21 protein-coding genes and 1 pseudogene are annotated in these 23552 nt (G+C 38.0%); 12 read left to right on the top strand and 10 right to left on the bottom strand.

Annotated elements, in window-relative coordinates; translation table 11 throughout:
* The first annotated feature begins 120 nt into the window (after window positions 1–120).
* Both ACPF64_RS11510 and ACPF64_RS11505 read left to right on the top strand, forming a co-directional pair.
* The gene (locus ACPF64_RS11510) at window positions 121–597 is read left to right on the top strand and encodes a cyclophilin-like fold protein (protein ID WP_426453363.1); all 477 of its coding nucleotides are present in this window, start codon (window positions 121–123) and stop codon (window positions 595–597) included.
* Window positions 598–642: 45 nt separating this feature from the next.
* The gene (locus ACPF64_RS11505; protein WP_426453361.1) at window positions 643–1713 is read left to right on the top strand and encodes an alpha/beta hydrolase; all 1071 of its coding nucleotides are present in this window, start codon (window positions 643–645) and stop codon (window positions 1711–1713) included.
* 39 nt (window positions 1714–1752) lie between these two features.
* On the opposite strand, the gene ACPF64_RS11500 is transcribed toward ACPF64_RS11505, so the two are convergent.
* Window positions 1753–2712: a response regulator transcription factor gene (locus ACPF64_RS11500; protein WP_270902274.1), complete on the bottom strand. Its 960-nt coding sequence runs from the start codon at window positions 2710–2712 to the stop codon at window positions 1753–1755.
* Window positions 2709–6173, bottom strand: coding sequence for a hybrid sensor histidine kinase/response regulator (locus ACPF64_RS11495; protein WP_426453359.1), 3465 nt, complete (start codon window positions 6171–6173; stop codon window positions 2709–2711). The genes ACPF64_RS11500 and ACPF64_RS11495 overlap by 4 nt, the downstream gene beginning before the upstream one ends.
* Window positions 6174–6368: 195 nt before the next feature.
* Between ACPF64_RS11495 and ACPF64_RS11490 the strand changes: the two genes are divergently transcribed.
* Window positions 6369–7985, top strand: a complete 1617-nt coding sequence (locus ACPF64_RS11490; protein WP_004642440.1) for a purine-cytosine permease family protein — start codon at window positions 6369–6371, stop codon at window positions 7983–7985.
* Window positions 7986–8043: 58 nt separating this feature from the next.
* On the opposite strand, the gene ACPF64_RS11485 is transcribed toward ACPF64_RS11490, so the two are convergent.
* On the bottom strand, window positions 8044–8499 hold the full coding sequence (locus ACPF64_RS11485; protein ID WP_000376211.1) for an Lrp/AsnC family transcriptional regulator: 456 nt from the start codon (window positions 8497–8499) through the stop codon (window positions 8044–8046).
* 156 nt (window positions 8500–8655) lie between these two features.
* Between ACPF64_RS11485 and ACPF64_RS11480 the strand changes: the two genes are divergently transcribed.
* A complete protein-coding gene (locus ACPF64_RS11480; protein ID WP_426453356.1) occupies window positions 8656–9267 on the top strand; it encodes a LysE family translocator in 612 nt (203 codons plus the stop codon).
* Window positions 9268–9342: 75 nt separating this feature from the next.
* Here ACPF64_RS11480 and ACPF64_RS11475 read toward each other — a convergent pair whose 3' ends face one another.
* Window positions 9343–9954: a LexA family protein gene (locus ACPF64_RS11475; RefSeq protein WP_005041445.1), complete on the bottom strand. Its 612-nt coding sequence runs from the start codon at window positions 9952–9954 to the stop codon at window positions 9343–9345.
* A gap of 287 nt (window positions 9955–10241) precedes the next feature.
* Here ACPF64_RS11475 and ACPF64_RS11470 point away from each other — a divergent pair, with 287 nt between their 5' ends.
* Window positions 10242–10475, top strand: coding sequence for a hypothetical protein (locus tag ACPF64_RS11470; protein WP_003651181.1), 234 nt, complete (start codon window positions 10242–10244; stop codon window positions 10473–10475).
* A gap of 59 nt (window positions 10476–10534) precedes the next feature.
* Here the strand turns inward: ACPF64_RS11470 and ACPF64_RS11465 are convergent, their stop codons facing one another.
* Window positions 10535–11860 (bottom strand): KGG domain-containing protein, encoded by a 1326-nt coding sequence (locus tag ACPF64_RS11465; RefSeq protein ID WP_426453353.1) that lies wholly within the window; start codon window positions 11858–11860, stop codon window positions 10535–10537.
* Window positions 11861–12335: 475 nt separating this feature from the next.
* Between ACPF64_RS11465 and ACPF64_RS11460 the strand changes: the two genes are divergently transcribed.
* Both ACPF64_RS11460 and ACPF64_RS11455 read left to right on the top strand, forming a co-directional pair.
* Window positions 12336–12734 (top strand): DUF6367 family protein, encoded by a 399-nt coding sequence (locus ACPF64_RS11460; protein WP_231763624.1) that lies wholly within the window; start codon window positions 12336–12338, stop codon window positions 12732–12734.
* Window positions 12735–12879: 145 nt separating this feature from the next.
* Window positions 12880–13758 (top strand): SDR family oxidoreductase, encoded by an 879-nt coding sequence (locus ACPF64_RS11455; protein WP_426453350.1) that lies wholly within the window; start codon window positions 12880–12882, stop codon window positions 13756–13758.
* A 60-nt stretch (window positions 13759–13818) separates the two neighbouring features.
* On the opposite strand, the gene katE is transcribed toward ACPF64_RS11455, so the two are convergent.
* Both katE and ACPF64_RS11445 read right to left on the bottom strand, forming a co-directional pair.
* Window positions 13819–15963 carry a catalase HPII gene (katE, locus tag ACPF64_RS11450; protein ID WP_426456139.1) on the bottom strand — a complete coding sequence of 715 codons (2145 nt, stop codon included), beginning with the start codon at window positions 15961–15963 and terminating at the stop codon, window positions 13819–13821.
* 38 nt (window positions 15964–16001) lie between these two features.
* Entirely contained in the window at window positions 16002–17414 is a 1413-nt protein-coding gene (locus ACPF64_RS11445) for an iron-containing redox enzyme family protein (RefSeq protein WP_426453348.1), read from the bottom strand.
* 313 nt (window positions 17415–17727) lie between these two features.
* On the opposite strand from ACPF64_RS11445, the pseudogene ACPF64_RS11440 reads away from it, so the two are divergent.
* From ACPF64_RS11440 to ACPF64_RS11430, 3 genes and pseudogenes are all read left to right on the top strand, one after another.
* A pseudogene (locus ACPF64_RS11440) lies at window positions 17728–18203 on the top strand (CinA family protein).
* A 280-nt stretch (window positions 18204–18483) separates the two neighbouring features.
* On the top strand, window positions 18484–18687 hold the full coding sequence (locus tag ACPF64_RS11435; RefSeq protein WP_426453346.1) for a hypothetical protein: 204 nt from the start codon (window positions 18484–18486) through the stop codon (window positions 18685–18687).
* 115 nt (window positions 18688–18802) lie between these two features.
* On the top strand, window positions 18803–19120 hold the full coding sequence (locus tag ACPF64_RS11430; RefSeq protein ID WP_426453344.1) for a hypothetical protein: 318 nt from the start codon (window positions 18803–18805) through the stop codon (window positions 19118–19120).
* A 94-nt stretch (window positions 19121–19214) separates the two neighbouring features.
* Here ACPF64_RS11430 and ACPF64_RS11425 read toward each other — a convergent pair whose 3' ends face one another.
* Window positions 19215–19643 carry a hypothetical protein gene (locus tag ACPF64_RS11425; RefSeq protein WP_045436251.1) on the bottom strand — a complete coding sequence of 143 codons (429 nt, stop codon included), beginning with the start codon at window positions 19641–19643 and terminating at the stop codon, window positions 19215–19217.
* A gap of 266 nt (window positions 19644–19909) precedes the next feature.
* Window positions 19910–20053: a hypothetical protein gene (locus ACPF64_RS11420; protein ID WP_171493667.1), complete on the bottom strand. Its 144-nt coding sequence runs from the start codon at window positions 20051–20053 to the stop codon at window positions 19910–19912.
* 904 nt (window positions 20054–20957) lie between these two features.
* Here ACPF64_RS11420 and ACPF64_RS11415 point away from each other — a divergent pair.
* Window positions 20958–21260, top strand: coding sequence for a hypothetical protein (locus tag ACPF64_RS11415; protein ID WP_005041466.1), 303 nt, complete (start codon window positions 20958–20960; stop codon window positions 21258–21260).
* Here ACPF64_RS11415 and ACPF64_RS11410 read toward each other — a convergent pair.
* Complete coding sequence (locus tag ACPF64_RS11410) at window positions 21253–22158, bottom strand: LysR family transcriptional regulator (protein WP_426453341.1); 906 nt, start codon at window positions 22156–22158, stop codon at window positions 21253–21255. The genes ACPF64_RS11415 and ACPF64_RS11410 overlap by 8 nt on opposite strands.
* A gap of 110 nt (window positions 22159–22268) precedes the next feature.
* Here ACPF64_RS11410 and ACPF64_RS11405 point away from each other — a divergent pair, with 110 nt between their 5' ends.
* On the top strand, window positions 22269–23507 hold the full coding sequence (locus ACPF64_RS11405) for an SGNH/GDSL hydrolase family protein (RefSeq protein WP_426453339.1): 1239 nt from the start codon (window positions 22269–22271) through the stop codon (window positions 23505–23507).
* Window positions 23508–23552 lie beyond the last annotated feature (45 nt).

Below are 23552 nucleotides of genomic sequence, written 5' to 3'. Positions count from 1 at the left end.
AAAAGTGCCTGATTTTATTATTATCAAAAATTAATAAATTCAGCTCATACCTTTACGCTAGAAATTGAATAACTTCACTGTATTTAAGTGCATTCTCTTAAAGAAATGAGGTTCTTCGATATGGCTAATCAGAAGTTTTTTCTCGCTTTACTCAGCATCTTTTTCTCGTTTTCAGCCATATCTATCTCTTATGCAACAAGGCCTACGGGCAACAATCAACAAAGGTTATCGATGATGAAAATCCGTATTGATATTGAGGGGTCAAAGCAACCACTATTTGCAACATTACCCATAACACCGACTGTTCAAGATTTTGCCAAGCAGCTTCCGTTGACATTAAACCTTAAAGATTATGACTCTACTGAAAAAATAGCCGACCTACCCACCAAGCTAACTACACAGAATGCACCCAATGGCTATGCAGGAAAAGCTGGTGATCTTACCTATTACGCCCCTTGGGGCAATCTGGCTTTTTTCTATAAAGACTCAACTGTTGGGTACTCAAATGGTCTTATTTTGCTTGGGAAACTTTATGCTATTCCCCAAGAGTTCAAGCAAAAACAACCCATCAAAATTTCAATTTCCCAAATGAAATAAGCATGAGCAAATTCACCCATTCAAATTATTTAAATTGAGGTATCCATGACTACATCTCCCTTCTTTAAAAAGCTTAAAACCCATACGGCGGCTGCAATTTGTGCAGCAACTATTGGATTATTTTCTTCAACTTCAGCTATGGCGGCCGATATGTCTAATGGCGCAAATAACTTTTATCAAAGTCAGCAAGTGACTATTCAGAAAGTCACTTTTAAAAATCAATACAACATGAATATAGTCGGTAATCTGGTTATCCCCAAGAACTTAAATAAAAAACTAAAAGCCCCCGCTATTGTAATTGGTCACCCAATGGGAGCCGTGAAAGAACAAAGCTCTATGCTTTATGCACAGAAACTGGCTGAACAAGGTTTTGTAACCTTGGCAATTGATCAATCATTTTGGGGTGAAAGCGCGGGCCAACCCAGAAATGTAGTTGCACCTGACATTTACGCAGAAGCATTTAGTGCGGTTGTAGATTATTTAGGAACACAATCCTTTATTAACCGTGAACGTATTGGGGTACTCGGCATTTGCGGAAGTGGAAGTTTTGTCATTAGCGCAGCAAAAATTGACCCTCGTATGAAGGCCATTGCTACTGTCAGCATGTATGATATGGGCGCAGCTAACCGCAATGGCTTACGTCACTCACAAACCCTAGAGCAAAGAAAGCAAATTATTGCTGAAGCCGCTGAACAACGTTATGTTGAATTTAAAGGTGGTGAAACCAAATATACTAGCGGGACTACGCATGAGTTAACGGCAGATACACATCCGATCCAACGTGAATTTTATGACTTTTATCGTACCCCACGCGGAGAATATACGCCGAAAAGTTCATCAAAAGACCTTACAACGCATCCAACACTGACAAGTAATGTCAAATTTTTAAACTTCTATCCATTTAACGATATCGAAACCATCTCACCACGCCCAATGCTGTTTATTACAGGTGATCAGGCTCATTCAAAAGAGTTTAGTGAAGAAGCTTATAAACTCGCAGGCCAACCTAAAGAACTTTACTATGTTAAAGGTGCGGGACATGTTGATTTATACGATCGAGTCAATCTTATTCCATTTAATAAATTAACCAGTTTCTTTAAACAAAACTTGAAGTAATACAGATGGTAGAGGCTCAACACGGGCCTCTATATCTATTTAATGAAACTCTTGCACCAGACTATTAATATGCGCCACTGCCGCGGTTCGATTTTCAACACAAAGCTTTTCAAAAACATGTTCTAAATGTTTGTTTACCGTCCGCGGGCTCAACTCCAAAATTTCCGCAATATCTTTATTGGTTTTCCCTAACAATAACCAGTGCATGACTTCTGCTTCACGCTGAGTCAACTGTGGGCAATATTTTAAAATGTCAGCGACGTCTAATGCAGGCGTAGAGGTCTTGATCTGTATCAGATAATTTTTCGCCACACTTGTATCGGATTGCCACGGCGTGAGTAATAAAAGTTGTAATTGCTGAGATGGTGTTGAATAAGAACAGCTGGTTAATTTTTTTGGGTCTTTTTCATGTTCTAAGTCTGAAAACCAAGCTTTTAAACCTGCCTCAAAACCATCAATTTCAGGCAAATATTGATTTAGTAGATCACTGGCTTTTTGGGTTTTCCAAACAATTTTACCTTGAACATCTAGTGCAAGAATTGCTGTTTCTGTTGCATCAATGACCTGTTTTTGTTGCTGCAATAGTTTGGCATGTGCCAAATGTGTTTTTACTCTTGCTAATACTTCTTCAATATTCAAAGGCTTGGTTACATAGTCCACCCCACCGACCTGAAAACCACGCACAATATGCTCTGTCTCAGATAAACCTGTCATAAAAATAACGGGAATAAACTGCGTAATTGGACTCGCTTTAAGCTGTATGCAACTTTCAAAACCATCCATATGTGGCATATTGCCATCGAGTAAAATCATATCTGGTAAGCATCGGTGTGCAATCTCAATTGCACTTAATCCATCTGTCGTAACAAGTACACGATACCCTGCCTGATCCAGACTTTCATGCAACAAGCCCAAATTTTCCGGTACATCATCCACAATCAGAATAACAGCCTGCTCAGTTGTTGAAGCTTGCTGAAAAGAAACATGTTGCGTACTCATTGCTTATCCTGAATTAATCGTTGGGCGTGTTTTAAATCAAACTTTTGAATAGCCAGTTCAAGCTGTTCCCATAACTCTTCATGCTCCGGAAAATCTTGACGACAATGCGTTAAAGCATGTTGAATGCCTCGAATATAGCCTTGTCCAATCAAGTCATCTAGTTGCTGCAAGGCTTGAGTTAAATCTTGTGGTCCATTGTTTTCTGGTTGTTTTGTTGGTGTATAAACAGTGACTTTTTCTTGCTTATACGTCTTTACATGAAGTGCTTGAACCACATTATTTTCTTCGGTTAATGTTGACTTAGAATCAGCCCACACCAGCCCCAACTTATCTCCAATTTTACTCAGCAACAAATTGAGGTCGATTGGTTTTAGCATAAAGTCTTCACTTAACACCGCATCTTGTGGATTGACCTCACGTTCACCTGCATTGGCCGAAATAATTAAGATCGGCACATTGGTAATATTATTTTGACGTAATAACCGCGCAGTTTCCCACCCGCCCATCAAGGGCATATTCAAATCCATTAAAATCAGGTTAGGCTGAAAAATAGGAACACGTCTTAAACAATCAATGCCCGACTCGGCTTCTTCAATAATGAAACCCAAAGGTTTTAGAAAATTAGCAACTAAACCGCGGTCAACCGCTTCATTATCGACAACCAAAATTCGTTTTCGCTCGCCTTGATAGCCCGTAATCTGGTTAGAATAAACATTAGAAATTGGATGAACCACCTCTTTTGAAGGCAAATAAAACTTAATTTTAAACTGTGAACCCTCATTGAGCTGGCTACTCACAGATAGCTGCCCGCCAAGTAAATCGACCAATAATTTTACAATAGGCAGACCTAGCCCTGTTCCAGTAAATCCGCCTTGAACCACATTACTGCCTCGTTCAAACGGATTAAATATTCGCTCTAAATCCGCTTCTGCAATGCCACAACCTGTATCTCTAATTTCAAAATAGGCCGTTTGAAAGCGGTAATCGACTTTTAAAGTAATTGTGCCACTCGTCGTAAATTTTAAAGCATTGCCCAGTAAATTAATGAGTACCTGCTCTAAGCGCTTTTTGTCGGTACGGACATAGTGCGGCAGGTTATCTCCAATTTCATAAATAAACTGTAAATTCTTCTGTTCAAACTGTGGCTGAAACATTTGAATAATCTGTTCTATAAAATTTGGGAAGTGAACATCCACCACATTTAAAGAAATTTTGCCTGTCTCAATTCGTGCTAAATCCAGTAAACCGTCAATAAGTGAAGTTAAATGCTGCCCGCTACGGCTAATTACCCCAAGCGCCATTTTCCCCTGTTCCGAAAGCTGCTCTTGTTTTTGAAGCAATTGGCTATAGCCCAAAATACTATTTAGAGGTGTTCTTAGCTCGTGACTAATTCCAATGACATAACGACTTTTTGCGTCATTTGCACGCTCTGCTGCTATTCTGGCATCTTGCAGGTCTTTTGAAGTGACTTCATGCGCAGCAATTTCATCAATCAATAACGCTGTTTGTTGGTGTGTCTCAATTTCAGCATTACGGCGGCTTTCATCGTTTAGGACTAACCACCATGCTGCAACGCTCATTAATAAAAATAAGATGGTGTAAATTTTGACAAACAGCGTAAATAACTGAGGAACTCCTTCAGCATTAATCGTTTCCAGATATGCTTTTTCTTGGATATAAACCAGACTTAAACTCACCGCCAACACAATAGAAAGTCCTAAAGTCAGTAATAAATATAAACTGACCCGACTATTTAAACGACTAGCCCAACGTTCTGGTAAATAATGCCAGATAGCTTTTTTAAGTTGCACCGACCAACGTCCATCGGGTTTACACAAATCGTGACAGCGTGCTTCGAGTGAACAGCATAGAGAACAAATCGCACCGTTATAGGCTGGGCAACCCGCCATATCAGCGAGTTCATAGTCCCTTTCACATACAACACAGTTTGCAACCGAAGTTGCCTGAAATTTTTCAGGCTGGCGCGCAATGTAATATTTGCCTTTAGTTAGGTAAGCAATGATAGGAACACATAACATCGCACTTCCCAGCGCAATAAAACTCGCCAAGCCTTTCGCTATTAATCCGAAAAAGCCCAAATAACTAAGCATCGATAACACTGAAGCAATCAGTAAAGCACCCACACCTACGGGGTTGATGTCATATAAATAAGCACGACGAAATTCAATTCCCTTCGGGCTTAAACCTAAAGGCTTACATATAATTAAATCGGCAACAACGGCGCCAATCCATGCCAAAGCGATATTGCTATATAGTCCCAAAATGCGTTCAACTGCATGGCTAATTCCCATTTCCATCAAAACAATGGCAATAAAAACGTTAAAAAGAAGCCAGACAATTCGCCCTGGATGGCTATGAGTTAAACGGGCAAAAAAGTTTGACCATGCCAATGAGCCAGCATAAGCATTAGTCATATTAATTTTAATTTGCGCCAAACAGACCAGTGCTAGAGTCAATATTAACGCTAGCTGAGGATTTGGAATAAATTGTTGATAGGCGACCCAATACAAATAAGTCGGATTATCTAGTTCAGAGACAGGAATAAACAACTGAAAAGCCAACACCATCAGCAGCATGCCCATCAAAACTTTTAAAAATCCAAAAATAATCCAAGATGGGCCACCTAGAAAAACGGCAAAACGCCATGCGGTTCTGTTCTTTTCTTTTTGCGGTAAGAAACGTAAATAGTCAGCTTGCTCACCAATTTGGATCACAAATGAAAAAATAAGAGTGCACGCCGCACCAAAGTAATACAAATTGAAATCGGTCGAGTTTGAAACCGCACCAACAAAATGCAGGCTACTACTTAAAATTTGTGGTTGTTTCCAAAGTACAAAAAACCACGGTAACAACAGCAACAAGAGCCAGATTGGCTGAGTGATTGCCTGAACTTTATTAATAAAACCAATACCTTTGACCACTAAAGGCAAAATCACCAATGCAGAAATTAAGTAACCAATAACTTGCGGGATACCTAAGGCAAGCTCAAGTGCCATTGCCATAATGGCGGCTTCAAAGGCAAGCAGAATAAAGGTAAAGCTGGCATAAATTAGAGACGTAATGGTCGAGCCAATGTAGCCGAAACCTGCACCACGGGTAAGCAGATCAACATCTACATTATATTTTGCGGCGTAGTAACTAATCGGCCAACTAGTCAAAAATATGATGGTACATACGACAATTGCTGCCCATACTGCATTGCTAAAGCCATACTGCCAAAGCATGGTCGCCCCAATGGCTTCCATAGCCAAAAAGCTAACTGTAGAAATTGCGGTGTTGGTAACTGTCCAAGGTGACCACTTACGTACCGAGATGGGGGCATAGCGGAGCGCATAATCTTCGATACTTTCATCTGCCACCCAAATATTATATTCACGGCGTGTTTTGATCACACGTTGTGGGGCTTGTTGGGGGCGTGAAGAATCTGGCATAACACTCATGTTTGGCTTGTGGCTGCATTAAACCCAGCAATCCTTATGCCAAAAGTCAATTATCATCGCGATTTTCTCGAATACGCACATATACGCAAAATAACGTATTTTCAATTTTCATCAAAAATCACACACTCAAATTCATCAAAAAACAATGATCAATATTTGTGTTGATTGACCGAAAATGATTGGGAGATTGATGTTATGAGTGTATCTGAACATCCAAATCTGGACACTGTGCAAGGTACAGATTCACAAAAAGCAGTGAATGAAACCTTAGAAGATTATACTTTACGTTATGCTCCACATAGCTTTCGGCGCTGGAGCCCCAAAGTTGTTGCTATTACTGCACTTGGTGGTATTGCCTATCTTGCTGACTTTTCTATTGGCGCCAGTATTGGTATGTCTTATGGAACAACCAATGCGGTTTTCTCCATTTTATTTGCAGCAATTATTATCTTTTTAACTGGTATTCCTCTTGCCTACTATGCAGCACGTTATAACATCGACCTCGACTTGATTACCCGCGGCGCAGGTTTCGGTTACATCGGATCAGTCCTCACCAGTATCATTTTCGCCAGTTTCACATTTATTTTCTTTGCCCTTGAAGGTTCAATCATGGCGCAAGGATTATTACTCGGTTTAGGTATTCCGCTTTGGGCAGGCTACCTCATCTCGACCGTTATGGTGATTCCGCTGGTGATTTACGGCATGAAAGCCTTGAGTAAATTACAAGTATGGACAACTCCGCTTTGGCTCATTCTGATGATTGGTCCTGTGGCCTACCTGATTTACCAAGAACCAACCTTAGTCAGCCAGTTTGCTACTTTTACAGGTAAAGAGGGTTTTGCGACTGTAGATATGGCCGCGATCATGTTAGGTGCTGGTATATGCCTATCTTTGATTATGCAAATTGGTGAGCAAATTGACTACTTGCGCTTCATGCCCGCTAAAACAAAAGAAAATAGCAAAGCATGGTGGGCAGCCGTAATTTCAGCAGGTCCGGGTTGGGTAATTTTAGGGGCAATCAAACAAATTATTGGGGCATTTTTAGGTTTCTACTTATTAACAAAATTACCGGGTGTAAACAGTACTGAACCTGTTCAACAATTTAATGCAGCGTTTCATGACATGCTTCCGGGCTGGGCTGCTCTAACACTTGCGGTTATTTTGGTGGTCATTTCTCAAATTAAAATTAACGTGACCAATGCTTACTCTGGTTCCCTTGCTTGGACAAGCGCCTACACTCGTATTAGCAAGCATTATCCGGGTCGTATTGTCTTTGTAATGGTGAACTTGGCAATTGCCCTTGCCTTAATGGAAGGCAACATGTTTGCAGTACTCGGTAAAATCTTAGGGTTCTATTCAAACTTTGCGATTGCGTGGGTTGTGGTCGTTGCAACAGATATTTCAATTAATAAATATGTTTTAAAGCTTTCACCAAAAGAACCAGAATATCGTCGTGACATGCTATACAACGTAAATCCTGTCGGTATGGTTGCATTCCTTGTGTCAGCAGGCTTATCGATTGCCGCATTCTTCGGATTACTTGGTAGCTTCTTGGCTCCTTACTCACCGCTTATCGCGCTTGTACTTGCCTTTGTATTAACACCAATCATGGGTTTATTAACCAAAGGAAAATACTACATCAAGTCACATGATGACGGCATTAAAGAACCACGTTTTGACGCTGAAGGTACACCAGTTGCAACAGTTTACCACTGCCGTGTATGTGAAGAAGGTTACGAGCGTCCAGATATTATGTTCTCTCATAAACATAACGGCACCATCTGTTCTTTGTGTAAAACACTAGATACCTAAATATCCTTAAGACTAAAAAAGAAGCTTTTTAAAGCTTCTTTTTTTATCCCTAAAGATTTTAGCCAATCGGAAATAAACGTTCAGGCACGACATCTTTCATCACAATGGTTGAGATGAGCCGCTGTACACTCGGAATAGCCGATAACTTTTCATCGTACAAACGCTGAAAAGCTGGTAAATCTTTAGCCACCACATGCAGTAAATAATCTGGCTCACCAAATAAGCGCTGGGCCTGAATGATTTGCGGAATATCAATCACGGCATTTTCAAACTTCTCGACTGCCTGCTTATCACCTTCTTTAAGCGTAATAAAAACAATCGCTGAAAACTCAAATCCCACTAAATTCGGGTCGAGTTCTGCCCGATAGCCTTTGATGGCTCCTGACTCCTCTAAAGCCTTCACTCGTCGATGACATGGTGAAATGCTTAAGCCTACTTTTTCTGCCAATTCAGTAATAGATAATCGGCCATTTAACTGCAATTCAGCAAGAATCTTTTTATCTGTGCGATCCATTTAGAAAAATTTACCCCAAATGAGTGTGATATGAGCAAACATTTAAAAGCACATTCTAAATACATGAGCATATTATTTTCAACAAGTTCGAATGAATAGGAATTTTTTCTAAACCACGAACGAAACCTTTGAAAAATAGTTTGCCGAGATAAGCATATGGCTTTTAACATTTTTATCGCATTTTGGAGTGTCTCCATTCTTTTTATTATTACTCCAGGGGCAGACTGGGCCTATGCCATCTCAGCAGGAATTAAAGGCAAAGTCGTCGTACCTGCCGTTGCAGGTATGCTATTTGGGCACTTTATTACGATTTTATTGGTAGCGGCTGGTGTTGGTCTGCTTGTAGCAAATAACCCGAAGGCTCTGATGATTCTTACTGTTGCGGGTTCTGCTTATTTATTATGGATGGGAATAAATTTATTACTTACCCCTCCTACTCCAAATCAGTCTGAGTCTGAAAAAGCGCAATCATGGTTGAGCTGGGCAACAAAAGGCGTTTATGTGAGTGGCTTAAACCCGAAAGTTTTTCTACTCTTTTTAGCCTTGCTTCCTCAATTTATTGACACCACTGCATCATGGACGGTGACTACGCAAATTGTTGCTTTCGGTGTTGTCCACATGATTAGCTGCGCGATTATTTACTTAATGGTAGGTTACGGTTCACAAGCTATTCTAAAAAGCAGACCACAGGCAGCACGCTTAGTAGGACGGTTTTCAGGTGGTCTTATGGTAATCATCGCCACATGTTTATTGATTGGGCAAATTTAAAAAATTACTTAGCTTAGAGTTACTGGTCCCTATTTCGGATCAGTAACTAAAACCATAAAATATGAAAGCAACGCCTTATCTCATTCGTTTAAGGTTATAAGTCACGACTCCCCAAATGACCAGTTCTTGCCCCTCTTCAATATAAATATTTTGATAATCAGAGTTTTCTGCTTTTAGCCAAATTTTAGGTGGGTGGTAATTATTATCGATCATTAAGCGTTTAACGGTAAAATCATTGTCAATGAGCGCAATTACAATATCACCAGATTTAGCGGGAAGACTACGGTCCACAATAAGCGGATCGTCAATATCAATTCCAGCGTCTAACATTGATAAAGAATTTGCTTTGACAATAAACGTGGCATTTTCATTTCTAATTAAATATTCATTTAAATCGAGTGCTTGCTCAATATCATCTTGCGCTGGCGACGGAAAACCCGCAGCAACACGTTCAGTAGCTAAAGGAATATGGTAAATTTTATCGTTATTTGCATGGACCTGTTGAACCTTCAATTTTGAGCTAAAATCTGTCCGGTTGTCGGTTTTGACATTATTCAGTAACCAATTTTTGATAAAGTTCACTTGAGATTCTGGAACACGAATCACTTTTGTGGGTTCATTGAACTGTGCTTTACGACCAGCATTTTCACGGGCACCGCCATGCTCAAACTCGTTTTTCTTTGACATCTCGCCTCCATTTCACCGTTCAAATCCTACACAGACAATGTAACTTGAAAAAGTTACATTTTCAAGTTGACGAAATATTTTTTTTGCATAACAATAAATCCCATGATCAGATTTTAATCCATTTTGCTTTTAACAGGGATGTTTAAATCAAAATGGCAATTTGAAGAAAATCAAAACCTATTATGGGATAGTCCTGATTACTGACTGTTTTATGATTTTTATCAAATGAGATTCTGAACATTTAACATTCTGGTTAAATTCAGTTTTTTGGTATGGAGACATGCGAAATGAAAAATCAACGTGATGCAGTTTTAGGTTATGCAAATGAGCAACATGCTTACTATATCCGCCTCATTGAAAATGATGCGGTATTAGGCGAAAGCTATGGAATTTTCTGTGAAAATCCGGAAAGTGAAGCAGCAGAAAGTATTATGACCACCCTATTTTTAAAAAAATCTTTTTGGTTAAATGGCTCTGAATATCTTGATATTGTAAAAGGGCTACAACCACTCCCACAGTAAAGTAAATAAATTTAAAAACAAAGGAGGCAAAAGCCTCCTTTGTTTTTAAAGCACTATGCTTAAGACGTAAACCGTCCAGAGGCATCGCGTTTCTGATTTCGTGAATTTTGTCTTCGACCATCATAATCATCGTCATCACGACTGCGATCACGACCTCGGCCACTTGAACGGCCACGATCGTCATCATCATCGTCATCACGACTGCGACCTCGGCCTCGACCACTTGGACGGCCACGATCATCATCATCGTCGTCATCTCGGCTGCGGCTACGACCTCGGCCACTTGAACGGCCGCGATCGTCATCATCGTCATCTCGGCTGCGACCACGTCCTCGGCCACTTGAACGGCCGCGATCGTCATCATCATCGTCATCACGACTGCGGCCATGACCTCGACCACCTGAGCGGCCTCCGCGATCATCATCGTCGTCATCTCGGCTGCGGCCACGTCCTCGACCACCTGAACGGCCACGATCGTCATCATCGTCGTCATCACGGCTACGACCTCGGCCACCTGAGCGGCCACGATCATCATCATCGTCGTCATCTCGGCTGCGGCTACGACCTCGGCCACTTGAACGGCTGCGATCGTCACCATCATCGTCATCACGGCTGCGGCCACGACCTCGGCCACTTGAACGGCCGCGATCATCGTCATCATCATCGTCATCTCGGCTGTGGCTACGACCTCGGCCACCTGAGCGGCCACGATCATCATCGTCGTCATCATCACGACTGCGACCTCGGCCTCGACCACTTGAACGGCCGCGATCATCGTCATCATCATCGTCATCACGGCTGCGGCTACGACCTCGGCCACCTGAGCGGCCACGATCATCATCGTCGTCATCATCACGGTTGCGGCCTCGACCACTTGAACGGCCGCGATCATCATCGTCATCGTCGTCATCATCACGGCTGCGGCCACGTCCTCGACCACCTGAACGGCCACGATCGTCATCATCGTCGTCATCACGACTGCGGCCTCGACCTCGACCACTTGAACGGCCGCGATCATCGTCATCGTCGTCATCATCACGGCTGCGACCTCGACCTCGACCACTTGAACGGCCGCGATCATCGTCATCGTCGTCATCATCACGACTGCGGCTTCGACCGTTACGGTCACTATTTTTATGACTTAAAGCACCAGCTTCACGAGCCTCTTCAGAGGTAAATTCGTGAGCATTTCCACTTGCATGTGCTGCTCGGCCAGCTTCACGAGCTTCTTCAGAGGTAAATTCATGCGCATTACCGCTTGCATGCGCAGCTCGTCCACCTTTACTGGCTATTTCTCTAACTCTTTCAGGATCCATACTTGCAAATCCACGATTTGAAGTACCTGTGCTGTTATTATCTTGATCTTCATATCTTGTATTAGCCATAGTTACATCTTCCTATATTTAATTATAGTCACTACCGCTTTTATTTAACGGACTAAATAAAGATAAAAGATCTATAATATTTTCCTATCTATGCTATGTATCAATCTTTTTAAATGTATATAAAATAAAATAGTTAAAAACCTTATAAATTTATTACTTACACAAAAATTTAAAGATTTTAATTTTTATTATTTTTACTTTTTAAATAATCAGCATACTTATTATTACTCAAACAAACACTACAATATATTTTTACAAATATATATTATATATCCCTCTAGATAACAAAAACTTTCAATATAAACAAAATCGTAAAAAACCAAAACAATGGGTTAATTAAATAAACAGTTGTAAAACATTTAATTTTAATAAAAAACAATAACATATATTATTACATTTCAAAAAAATATTTACTTGTACAATAATCTTTCATGTTTAAAAATTAATTTAAGATATTTGATGATGAGAAGAAATCATGCCATTCAAAAATCAAAAGCCAACTCCCCAATACATTCATATTTCAATTCCTGAAATTCTACTAGGCCATATTAATATTGATAACACATGGCAGAGCTTTGATCAGGAATGGAGTTATAGAATAGAACCGCCTTACGCAAGCCATCCCTTTCAAAGAGATGTATATGTAATTAAATCAAAAAAGATTAAAGAAGAAGAAAAATTAATGAGTGACAACTACTTAAATAAAGAAAATAAAAATTTAGAAGCGATAGAATCAGCAAAAATAATTATAAAGAAAATATTAGATTTATCTAAAAATTTACCTATAGAGAACTGGTTAAATGATACAGGTCATAGATCTATTATTGAAAGTATGGTTGATAAAAACAAAGTTAAAATATTAGAGATTACCTAATATTTAGATAATAAATATTTTTTTACATCTCTATATATAAAATAACAAAGGCAACCTTTTAAAAAAGACAACTTACTCATATTCACGTGGGAATTAAGCATTATAGGAATAGTAAAACTAGATTTTAAACAGAGGTATTTGAAACATGGGAAATTCAACAAATCAGTATCCAACCTCCGCCCCTGCACAAGTCCAATCTCATCAACCTGGTGATCAGGAAAAAATGCATCCAGAACCAGAAGTCATAAAAGCATCACATAAAGGTAGCGATAAGTTACAAGGTAAAGTTGCCGTAATCAGCGGTGGTGATAGCGGTATTGGTCGGTCCGTGGCTGTATTATTTGCTCGAGAAGGTGCGGATATTGCCATACTTTATCTTGAAGAAGAACAAGATGCCCAAATCACTAAAGAACTTATTGAAAAAGAAGGCCAACGTTGTCTTTTACTGAAAGGCGATATTTCAGATCCAGACATTGCAAAACAAGAAATTGATGAGGTGTTAAAACATTTTGGCAAGATTAATATTTTGGTCAATAATGCAGGTGTTCAATATCAGCAAAAAGATATTGTAGACATTAGCAATGAACAATTAGAAAAAACATTTAAAACCAATATTTTCGCAATGTTTTACTTAACAAAAGAAGCTATTCCTTATATGCAAGAGGGAGATAGCATTATTAATACAACCAGTATTACTAGCTATCAAGGGCATGATGAACTCATTGATTATGCAAGTACTAAAGGCGCGATTACTTCTTTTACACGTAGCCTATCAAACAATTTAATGAAACAGAAAAAGGGTATTCGCGTAAATGGGGTTGCACCGGGTCCAATCTGGACACCTTTAATTCCAAGTAGTTTTGATGCTGAAACTGTCGAGAAGTTTGGTAAAGACACACCGATGGGAAGAATGGGTCAACCAAGTGAAGTCGCCCCTGCCTATCTTTTCCTTGCTTCAGATGATGCAAGCTACATTACAGGTCAGGTTATTCATGTAAACGGCGGTCAAATTGTGAATGGTTAAAAGATAGAAAATATTTGCATAAAAAAGCCCTGAAAGTTAACAACCTTCAGGGCTTTTACTTTAAGCCGGAACGTGCTGAGCTATTTTCTCTCGCGACCAAACGCGATGAGCTTTAAGCAAGTTTTTAAGTTTCTCTGAAATATGCTTAAATTCACCTTCTATTAGTGTTCCTTCATCTGCAACCAAATTAAGTGGTTCAAGTAGGTCAGATTTATTACCTAAAAAGACGACTGGTTTTAAATGTTTATAGGCTTCTAATACGTAATGACGAGTTACACCATCTTGTATCACCGCATTTAAATTATCGCCATCAGGAATGATGACTGCATCATAAGCAATTGATGGTTCTGCCATTTGCATGCCATCAGCTGCAATAATTTTGTCTTGATGATCTTTAACTGGTGCTAGACTCGGTGCTAATAAATGAACAACAGCCCCTTCCTTAATTGCCCAGTTTTTAATGGTTTCTAATGCATCAGACTTCACCAGATTATGGATAAGTACGGCTATTTTTCGGCCTTGAATATCGGTTGGCGGGAAAGCAAGCATGGATAACTTAGCCGATTTTTCAACGGATTGAGGTTTAAAATCGAGGCTAAGATCAGGTACTTCTATTCCTAGATTTGCTCCCACTTGACGGGCTAAATCAAGGTCGATATTCGCCAAAATTTGTTGGACCTGACGTTCACGAATATGTTTTCTTTTTACCTTACTGAGCTCAAAGGTATACGCATCGACCACATGTTTTTGCTCATGAGGTGCAAGGCTCTTGTAGTAAAGACGCGGCTGAGAAAAATGATCGGAAAAAGATTCACTTCTTTCACGAATCTTTTGACCACTCACTCTCTCATAGTAACTTTCAAATCCACCATTTTCTGCCGCTGGAGGTGTTTCAACCGGCCAGTTCCCATCAATTGAATTTGGTTGATAAGAAGCTTGCCCTTTATGAATAGTATGCTGATGAATACCATCGCGTTGATTATTATGGAATGGGCATACAGGTTTATTAATTGGTATTTGATGGAAATTCGGTCCGCCTAAACGACTTAACTGTGTATCCGTATATGAAAATAGTCGTGCCTGTAATAAGGGATCATTTGTAAAATCAATACCCGGTACAATATGCCCCGGACAGAAAGCAACCTGCTCTGTTTCAGCAAAGAAATTATCAACATTTCGATTTAAAACAAAACGACCAATAGGTGTGACAGGAACTAATTCTTCAGGAATAATTTTTGTTGGGTCAAGTAAGTCGAAATCGAACTTCATTTCATCTTCTTCTGCAACAATTTGCACCCCTAATTCCCATTCAGGATACACGCCTTTCTCAATGGCTTCGTAAAGATCTCGACGATGGAAATCAGGATCTTTACCTGCAAGTTTTTGTGCCTCATCCCAAACCAGAGCGCTTAAGCCTTGTTTAGGGGTCCAGTGAAACTTAACAAAATGAGCTTTACCTTCAGCATTAATTAAACGGAAGGTATGCACACCAAAGCCTTGAATTGAACGTAAATTACGAGGAATAGCCCGATCAGACATCGCCCAAATCACGGCATGCGCGGACTCTGGTACTAAAGACACAAAGTCCCAAAATGTATCATGCGCACTCGCTCCAGTAGGCATTTCAGTATCTGGTTCAGGTTTTACCGCATGTACAAAGTCAGGGAACTTAATACCATCTTGCACAAAGAAAACCGGAGCATTATTGCCGACCAAATCGAAGTTGCCTTCTTGTGTATAAAACTTAATAGCAAATCCACGAATATCACGGACGGTGTCAGCTGAACCACGTGGCCCTTGTACAGTCGAGAAACGTACAAAAATTGGAGTTTGAATAGATGGATCCGTCAAAAAACCCGCTTTCGTTAGACGCTCATTACCTTCATAAGCCTGAAAATAACCATGAGCTCCTACGCCACGAGCATGCACAATACGCTCTGGAATTCGTTCATGGTCAAAATGGGTAATCTTTTCTCGTAAGATAAAATCTTCTAATAATGTTGATCCGCGCGTTCCTGCTTTTAAACTATTTTGGTTATCAGCAATTTTAACCCCCTGATTGGTGGTTAAAGCCTGATTTGTAGCATCATCTCTTACTGTATCTAACTGTTCAGTTTTTTGAGTGGTATTGGCTTTGTTTGCCTCATCAGCACCAGCCATTTCACTTGTTTTATTTGTTAATTTAACGTTATCAGTCATGTTTATTACCTATGTTTTAAAATTAAACCTTGGGAATTAAAGAACTAGTTTTTGTTAAAAGAATTTAAATATGGGAAAAGGAGTTCAACATATTTACGTGTGCTCCAAAGTCCAATACTTTTATGATGTGAATCTGGCCCCAGAAACGGAGTCAGCTTGCATATTTTTATGGCAAGATCATGTGATTTCTGCACACGCTCTTGCAATGCATCAAGCTCGCCATCAGAGATATAGCTAAATAAATAATCTTGAATACGCTGGCTAGTATTTAATGCTCTGCTATATGCCAAGAAATTAGAAGAATGATCATTGCCCGCAATCCAGTCATGAATGATCTGACGCTCTACAGGGTTAAATACCCCATACATTTTTCCATTCTCATCATTAATTAATCTCCAGAAAACACTCTGTTCAGGGTCAGCATTAAATTTAATCCACTTATTTTCAATTAAATGAGATACCAGCCCCTCAACATCGTCTGGGTTAGATAACCATTGATTAATCGTTTTGCACCCGAAATCTCTAGTTTCGTTATGAATTAACTGCCCAACCAATGCCTTTCTCTTTAAAATTTTAAGAACAAAATCTTCAAGATTTAAATTTTTTATAATACTAGAAGAGCCTACGCCATGATTGTTTAGTGCAAAACCACGTTTTAATTTACTCAGAAAAAGTTCTTTATCTCTATATTTATCATAAATATTTTCTATAACTTTAATCGCTTTATTTGCATGTCCATTATCAATGTTATCAATGGTAATGTGCAGATTGAAGTACTTAGAATCGATGCCAAGCTCTGCAAGCTCATAATTGCTAATAAGTAGATGAAGTGGCAGTTGCTCATAGCCTAAATTAAAGCCCACAATCTCTGGAATAAACTCAGGTGGAGCATAACCAAGCGCCAACTGAATCACAGCATTATGGTAATATTCATCTGCTAAAAGCAGCTCAAAGCTATCGAGTCCCAAACTACGTAGCAAGTCGTCATAAATACATACATGATTTGCCTTAGGCTCACCTAACCCAAGCTCTTCCAAATAGGTAATAATAAGATCATGGAAAACTGGGTCATTCCAATAGTGAACACAACTATATAGCCATGCACCATCTACTTTTTTGGTTGGAGAAACTTTAATTAAAAATTCAAACGCCTGACCGACATTATTAAAGTACTCTCTCTCACCTCCGCTTTGTCTGCGGTTTAAATAAGACTGAAATACCTCACAATTTTCTTTATTATTGTTCTCACACCATGCTTTAACCATATTTATATGTGAAGGGAAATCAATTTCATTTTGATCTATTTTATCTATTTCTTTAGTTAGAAAATCTCTTGCTTTCTTTTCTTTTTCAAAACTAGAAATATCAGGATCAAGGAAAAAAACAAATAATTCGTAATAGTTCTGTTGATTATCTTGCAATAGGTCTAATAATCTTTCTTTCACTACAACAGGCATTTCCATTCTCCTTTTGTGAGATATAAACTACCATACTTTAATCAAATTATAATCCCAGTATCGCTTTGTTATATTGCGTTATTAAAAATAATTGTTTTTCTATAAATCTTTAAAATTCAAAAACATAACTTCTCACACAAAATTACATTCTCATCTTTAGAATAATTTAACTCCCTGTTTCTATAAAAAATATATAAATTTTAAATTTTTATTACATTAAGTTACCTTTAAAATTATAAAGATTAAAAAATTAACATAAAGTAATTAAAAATAATTTTATAACTAATTTAAAAACAATTGAAAGGAGAAAAAAATGTTTAATTCATGCTGTAAATTATTAGCACAAGAAAAAGTTAAAATTGCATTTTTTGAGAGTGCTTCTGCGGGCTATTTAGCTTACCGCTTTTCTTTAAGCCCCTATTCCGGCGACATACTTATTGGAAGCTTAGTCAGCTATGACTTACGGGTTAAAGAAAATACCCTTCATATTTCTTCGCAACTTATTGAAAAATATACACCTGAATCCATGCAAGTCACTGTAGAGATGATCAAAAAAGGTAAAGACCTTATAAAGGCAGATCTTTATGTGGCTTGCACGGGATTATTAAAAAAAGGTGGATCAGAAACAAAAGAAAAACCGGTAGGTACCTTCTTTTATTCTATTTTTATAAAAATAATTTTTATAATTTCCGTCGTATATTTAAGGGTTTTCCTTATTTTAAACTTAGACAACTTGTTTATTACATTACTCAAGATATAGAATTCACAATATTAGATAATAAAAAATAGAACCTCACTAATAAAAAATAACAAATACATATTTAGAAATGATCATTGTGTTTCTTTAACACCAATGTACTTAAATGTAATTTTATCCATCTTCATATTAATTATGTTTATCAATAAAATCCTCATTATATAAAAAACAAGGTTTTAGTTAGTTTCCAAAGTTACAGTTAAATATAGGGTAACACCCTTAGGCTACACATTTAAAATTTTCATGTTTAAATGAACCTATCTGAAGCTCTCAGATAAAACACACATTATAAATGATATGAGGTAATTAAAGATGAGCACTACTAATAATCAAAGCAATCAACCTAATAATCAGCAACAACAGCAACAGCAACAGCAACAGCAACAGCCAAATGGCAATCAACAGCAAAAAGATCAACAGCAACAACAGCAAAATGACAACCGCCGCCCACAACCAGGCTCTAATCAAAAAGATCCAAGTCAACAAAACTCAAATAACAATAATCAGCAACGTTAATTCATTGCCGATTTAATTGTCATTTGATGCGGTCATTCATTTTATTTAGGAAGGTGCCTTCACCTTCCTAAATTCAATATAAGCATAAAATTTAATAATAGATGAGGAAAAACTGATGACAGATCAAAATAGCGATCACGCACGACTGCCAGCCGGCGACCATAACTATTCTGATACCTATTGGCGCGAAAGTTACGTTACTCGTCCTTATTATCAAGAAGCTCAACTTACTACTCCAGATCTAGATTATGATCGAGATTTCTCGACAGCCTATGAATTAGGTCATCGTGCCCGTACCGAATCTAAAGAAGGTGCTCAATTTGAAGATGTCGAAGGTAGCCTTCAAAAAAAATGGGAAGAGCTGAAAGCTGAATCCCGCTTAAAATGGGAACATGCTAAACAGGCAATTAAAGACGCATGGAACGATAGATAGTATTTGTAATGTAGTATCTTCTATTTATTAATTTAAAAATATGAGCTTATTTCCTATTGGCCCTTGGAAATAAGCTCTTTTTATAGCATCTTATTTAATTATCTTTTTTCTTAAAATATTCAATAATTTCTTCCCCGTTATTTACTGGATGTTGCACTGAACGATAATTTTCTTCGTAATCATATGAAGATAAAGTAACCTTAGCTCGGATTGGCGGTAATTTTTCTTGTCCGCCAGTGGTAATCCGCTCAATAAAACTCGCAAGCCACAATACAAATTCTTGGGTATTCTTACTCTGCGGAATAATACTTAAATCCAATTTAATTTTAGATTCCTGTAGAGGTTTAATCAGTAATTCAGCAAAATCAATATAATTATATAAAAGCTTAAGCTTTGTCCCCTTCAGCTCATGTCTGAGTTCAATCATCAAATTGTTAAGATCTTCCATATGATCATCTGTAAAGCCTTTTTTTTCTTTAACATTTTGATATATTTTCTCAGCTATTCTTAAGTACTGGGGCATATCCTTACCTTTATAAAACTGTCATGACTACAATGAATTTAGGATGAATATAAGTAATTTATTGTGTTTATTTTATTAATTTTTTGAAACTATAACTCGTTATAGAAACACTTCAGTAACAACAAATTCGTAGAAAGATAATAACTTACTAATTTATTGATTAATTTTATATTTTCATATAATTATCTTTTTTATTATGTTACATATTTTATAGAAAATAACGATAAGAAAACTCACCTAAAAATGAGTTTTCTTAGAAAAAATAGTTATGAGTTTTTATCCATTTGGTGAGGGGTCGTGGGGTCATTAACGCCATGAGTTCCGTCATCTCTTGAATTTCTATCTTGGCAAGCGCTCATACCCATTGCAATTGCAACGACCATGCTAACTGCACAAAAAATTCTTAACATTGAAGTCACCCTTATTAATTTTAAGATGTCGGCTTATGAATAACATTATCTTCTGTTGGCCTGCCACTGTGGTTCTCTTAACTTTTGTAGATTATGCAAGCTTTTGTAAAAATCTAAATTAAATAAATGATTAAAAAATACCATTCTTGCAATTGATATTTTAATTAAATTTTGGCATTAGCTAATTATTTAAGATTGCCATATTCATAAAACTAAAATTGCTCATCCTTTATGAGTTTGTGTCTTATTAAGCCAATGATTGCAAACAATATATAAATAAACAATTAATAAATCTTTGATATATAAACATTAAAACTCAATTATAGAAATTAGCTTTAATAATTATTCAATTGTTTAAATTCTAAATAACTTATTATTTTATTAATGAAAATTTAAAAATATTAATATTTGTTTATATAAACCAATCTTTTATTTTTGCAATTGACCCGCTTTAATGCTCAGCTTATGATGCTCCGGCTGACCTATTTTGTCAGTCGGTTTTAGCAGATCGTCTACCTAAGTGCACTAAAAACAAGTTTTTTGGTGTGGAGCCCCTCGTGCCTTTGACGGAGGAACGGGAGTGGGACACCTTCGGGTGTGCTGGTTTCTTAGGTATCAGTCTGCTAACCCCCTTTCGTTTCACCACCATAATTAATAGCAGTGATTGGGCACAACTTCTTTTATCAAGGAGTCTCTAATGACTATTATTTTATATCATTTTATTTTTATTACTCTTCATTATCTTATTGTTCAGCTTAAAACACGTTTAAAGAATTCTTCCCATCTTTTTACCTATCCCTACTTTTATCTTTTTAGGGAAAAGATCTCACTATTTAACGCCAGTTAAAGATGAACGCATTTATAAGCATAACTTAACGATAACAACAACCAACGAAGAGCAATAATGATGTTTTTTTCATATCGTATTGTTTTAGTGTGCACTCTATTAATAATTTCTATAAGTTTATTAGGGTGCAGACCTATCAGTAAAAACGAATTCAATACACATTGTGTGTGGTCAGGCCATGCGCTCTCACAATGCAATTGTATTTATAACGCTTTAGAAGAACATTATTCGCCACAATTTGTAGAAGATCTAGAAAAAGTAAGCTTACAAAATATTGATGCGAACATGAACTTTGTGGAAACAATGAATGAAACAATTCACCAGTGTCAGTTAAGTGCAAGAAAAGACCCAATTAACTGATATTTGCATGTTCCACCAAGAAATCTAGAAAGACTCTTACACGTTTAGGAACGTATTTATCATGCCCGATCCAGACAGCATGAAATTCTTCAGAAGCATTAACATTCCAGTCTTCAAGAATTTTAACTAACTGCTTTTGTTCTAGCGCTTTTCGAACTTGAAACTCATTGAGTTGTGCAATGCCTGCATCGGCAAGTGCTAACTGCAAAATCGCTTCCCCATGATTTACTCTTAAAACCTGAGTAGGTACGAGCGTGATTTCTTGATTCTCTTTTTTAAATAACCATGTCTTATTCTGGCGTTGATAGCTGACGTCTAAAAGCTGATGTTCAGATAGTTCATCTGGATGCTGTGGACAACCACACTGTGTAATATATGCAGGTGAGCAGACATAATGTTTACGAGTGCTCCCCAATGAGCGAGCCACCAAATTTGAGCTTTTTAAAGGTCCAGTTCGAATCGCGACATCAATTCTTTGTTCAACTAAATTAATGACTTCATCACTTAAATGAGCCTCTAATTCAATTTGTGGATAGCGTTGATTAAATAAAGAAATGCACGGCAACAAAAAATGGGTCCAATATGAAAGACTGGTATGTATTCTGATTCGGCCTTTAGGTGTGTGATTTGCAGTAACAGATTGTTCCAGTTCATCTAGCTCACTGAGTATTTGAAGACCTTGCTCATAGAACTGGCAGCCTTCACTTGTGAGCTGAAACTGGCGTGTTGAACGATTCAGTAACCGGACTCCTAGTCGTTTTTCGAGCCGAGCAATTAATTTACTGACAGCAGACGGCGTCATGTCGCATGCTCTCGCTACTGCTGAAAAACTTCCTAATTCGACCACCCGAATAAAAATTGCCAGCTCGCCAGATCGATTAATATCAAAATATGACATAACTAAATCTATTTATGAATCTAATTCACAAATCTTATTCCGCTTAGACCGCTATAACAAGCCACTAATTTGTTTCAAGATGACTCTAATTCGTTTTAAGGATTCATGAGATGAAACTTTATAAATCTACCCTTTTCTCTCTAGTTTTATTGTCTACCGTAACGCAAGCAGAAGTACAAAAAAACCAATGGATTACCAGTTGGTCAGCCAGCCCACAAAAGGTTTGGAATAAGGATTTTGTTTTCCCAACCCATATTCCCGAACAAATATCCAATCAAACGATCAGACAAGTTAGTCAAATTAGTTTGGGTGGTGAAGCAGTTCGACTCGTTTTCACCAATCAATATGGCGAACAGCCGCTTTACATTGATAAAACCACCGTAGGCTTAGTTACCCCAAAAAGTCTTAAATCAAAGAGTGCTTACCCTGTTTACTTCTCGGGTAAGCTCAAAGCACAAATTTTACCGGGTAAACAATTGATTAGTGACCCAATTCATCTCTCTGTTCCTAATCATGCACAGTTAATGGTAAATAGTTTTATTCAAAAACCAACGACATTTAAAACTTTTCATTGGGATGCTAAACAAACCAGTTGGCTGATTACGGGTAACCAGACCGCAAATTTAAATGCTCCTAGCAATGCCAAAACAACCACTGCAAGATTATTACTCTCTGCGATAGAGGTAAAACCAAAGCATAAAGCCCATGTTGTTGCGGTCATTGGAGACTCAATTACCGATGGAGCAACTGCAACTCTAGATGCAAACACGAGATGGACCGACTTTTTAGCTAAGCGTTTATCGCCACATCAAGTAGCGGTGATTAATAGCGGAATCTCAGGAAATCGACTACTTACAGACGGTATGGGCGACAGTGCTTTAGAGCGCTTAAAAAAAGAAGTGTTTCAATATTCTGGGGTGAAAACGTTAATTGTTCTGGTGGGCATTAATGATATTTCATGGCCGGGTACAGCTTTTGCTCCTAAACAAGAAATACCGTCTTTTGAAGCATTAACTCAAGGTTATAAACGTGTCGTAGATGAAGCACATAAACAAGGCATTCAAGTGATTGGGGCAACCTTACCTCCATTTTCGGGTGCTTTACCCAATACCCTTTTAGATAACTACTACCAACCGAACAAAGATCAATTACGGAAAAAAATTAATGATTGGATAAGAACCAGTCAGACATTTGATGGAGTACTTGATCTTGATCAAGGTTTAAAAGATTCAAAACATCCCGAACGATTAAACTCGATTTATGACTCAGGTGATCATTTACATCCCAATGATCGCGGTAATCAACAAATGGCAAATCTGGTTCATTTAAACCAGTTACTCAAAAAATAAATGTGGGTACAGGTAGGAATTTTTCCCCTACCTGTATCAATATTG

The sequence above is a fragment of the Acinetobacter sp. KB005 genome (assembly GCF_049949095.1).
Classification (GTDB): domain Bacteria; phylum Pseudomonadota; class Gammaproteobacteria; order Pseudomonadales; family Moraxellaceae; genus Acinetobacter; species Acinetobacter calcoaceticus.
This window is presented reverse-complemented; position numbering and strand designations above follow the sequence as displayed.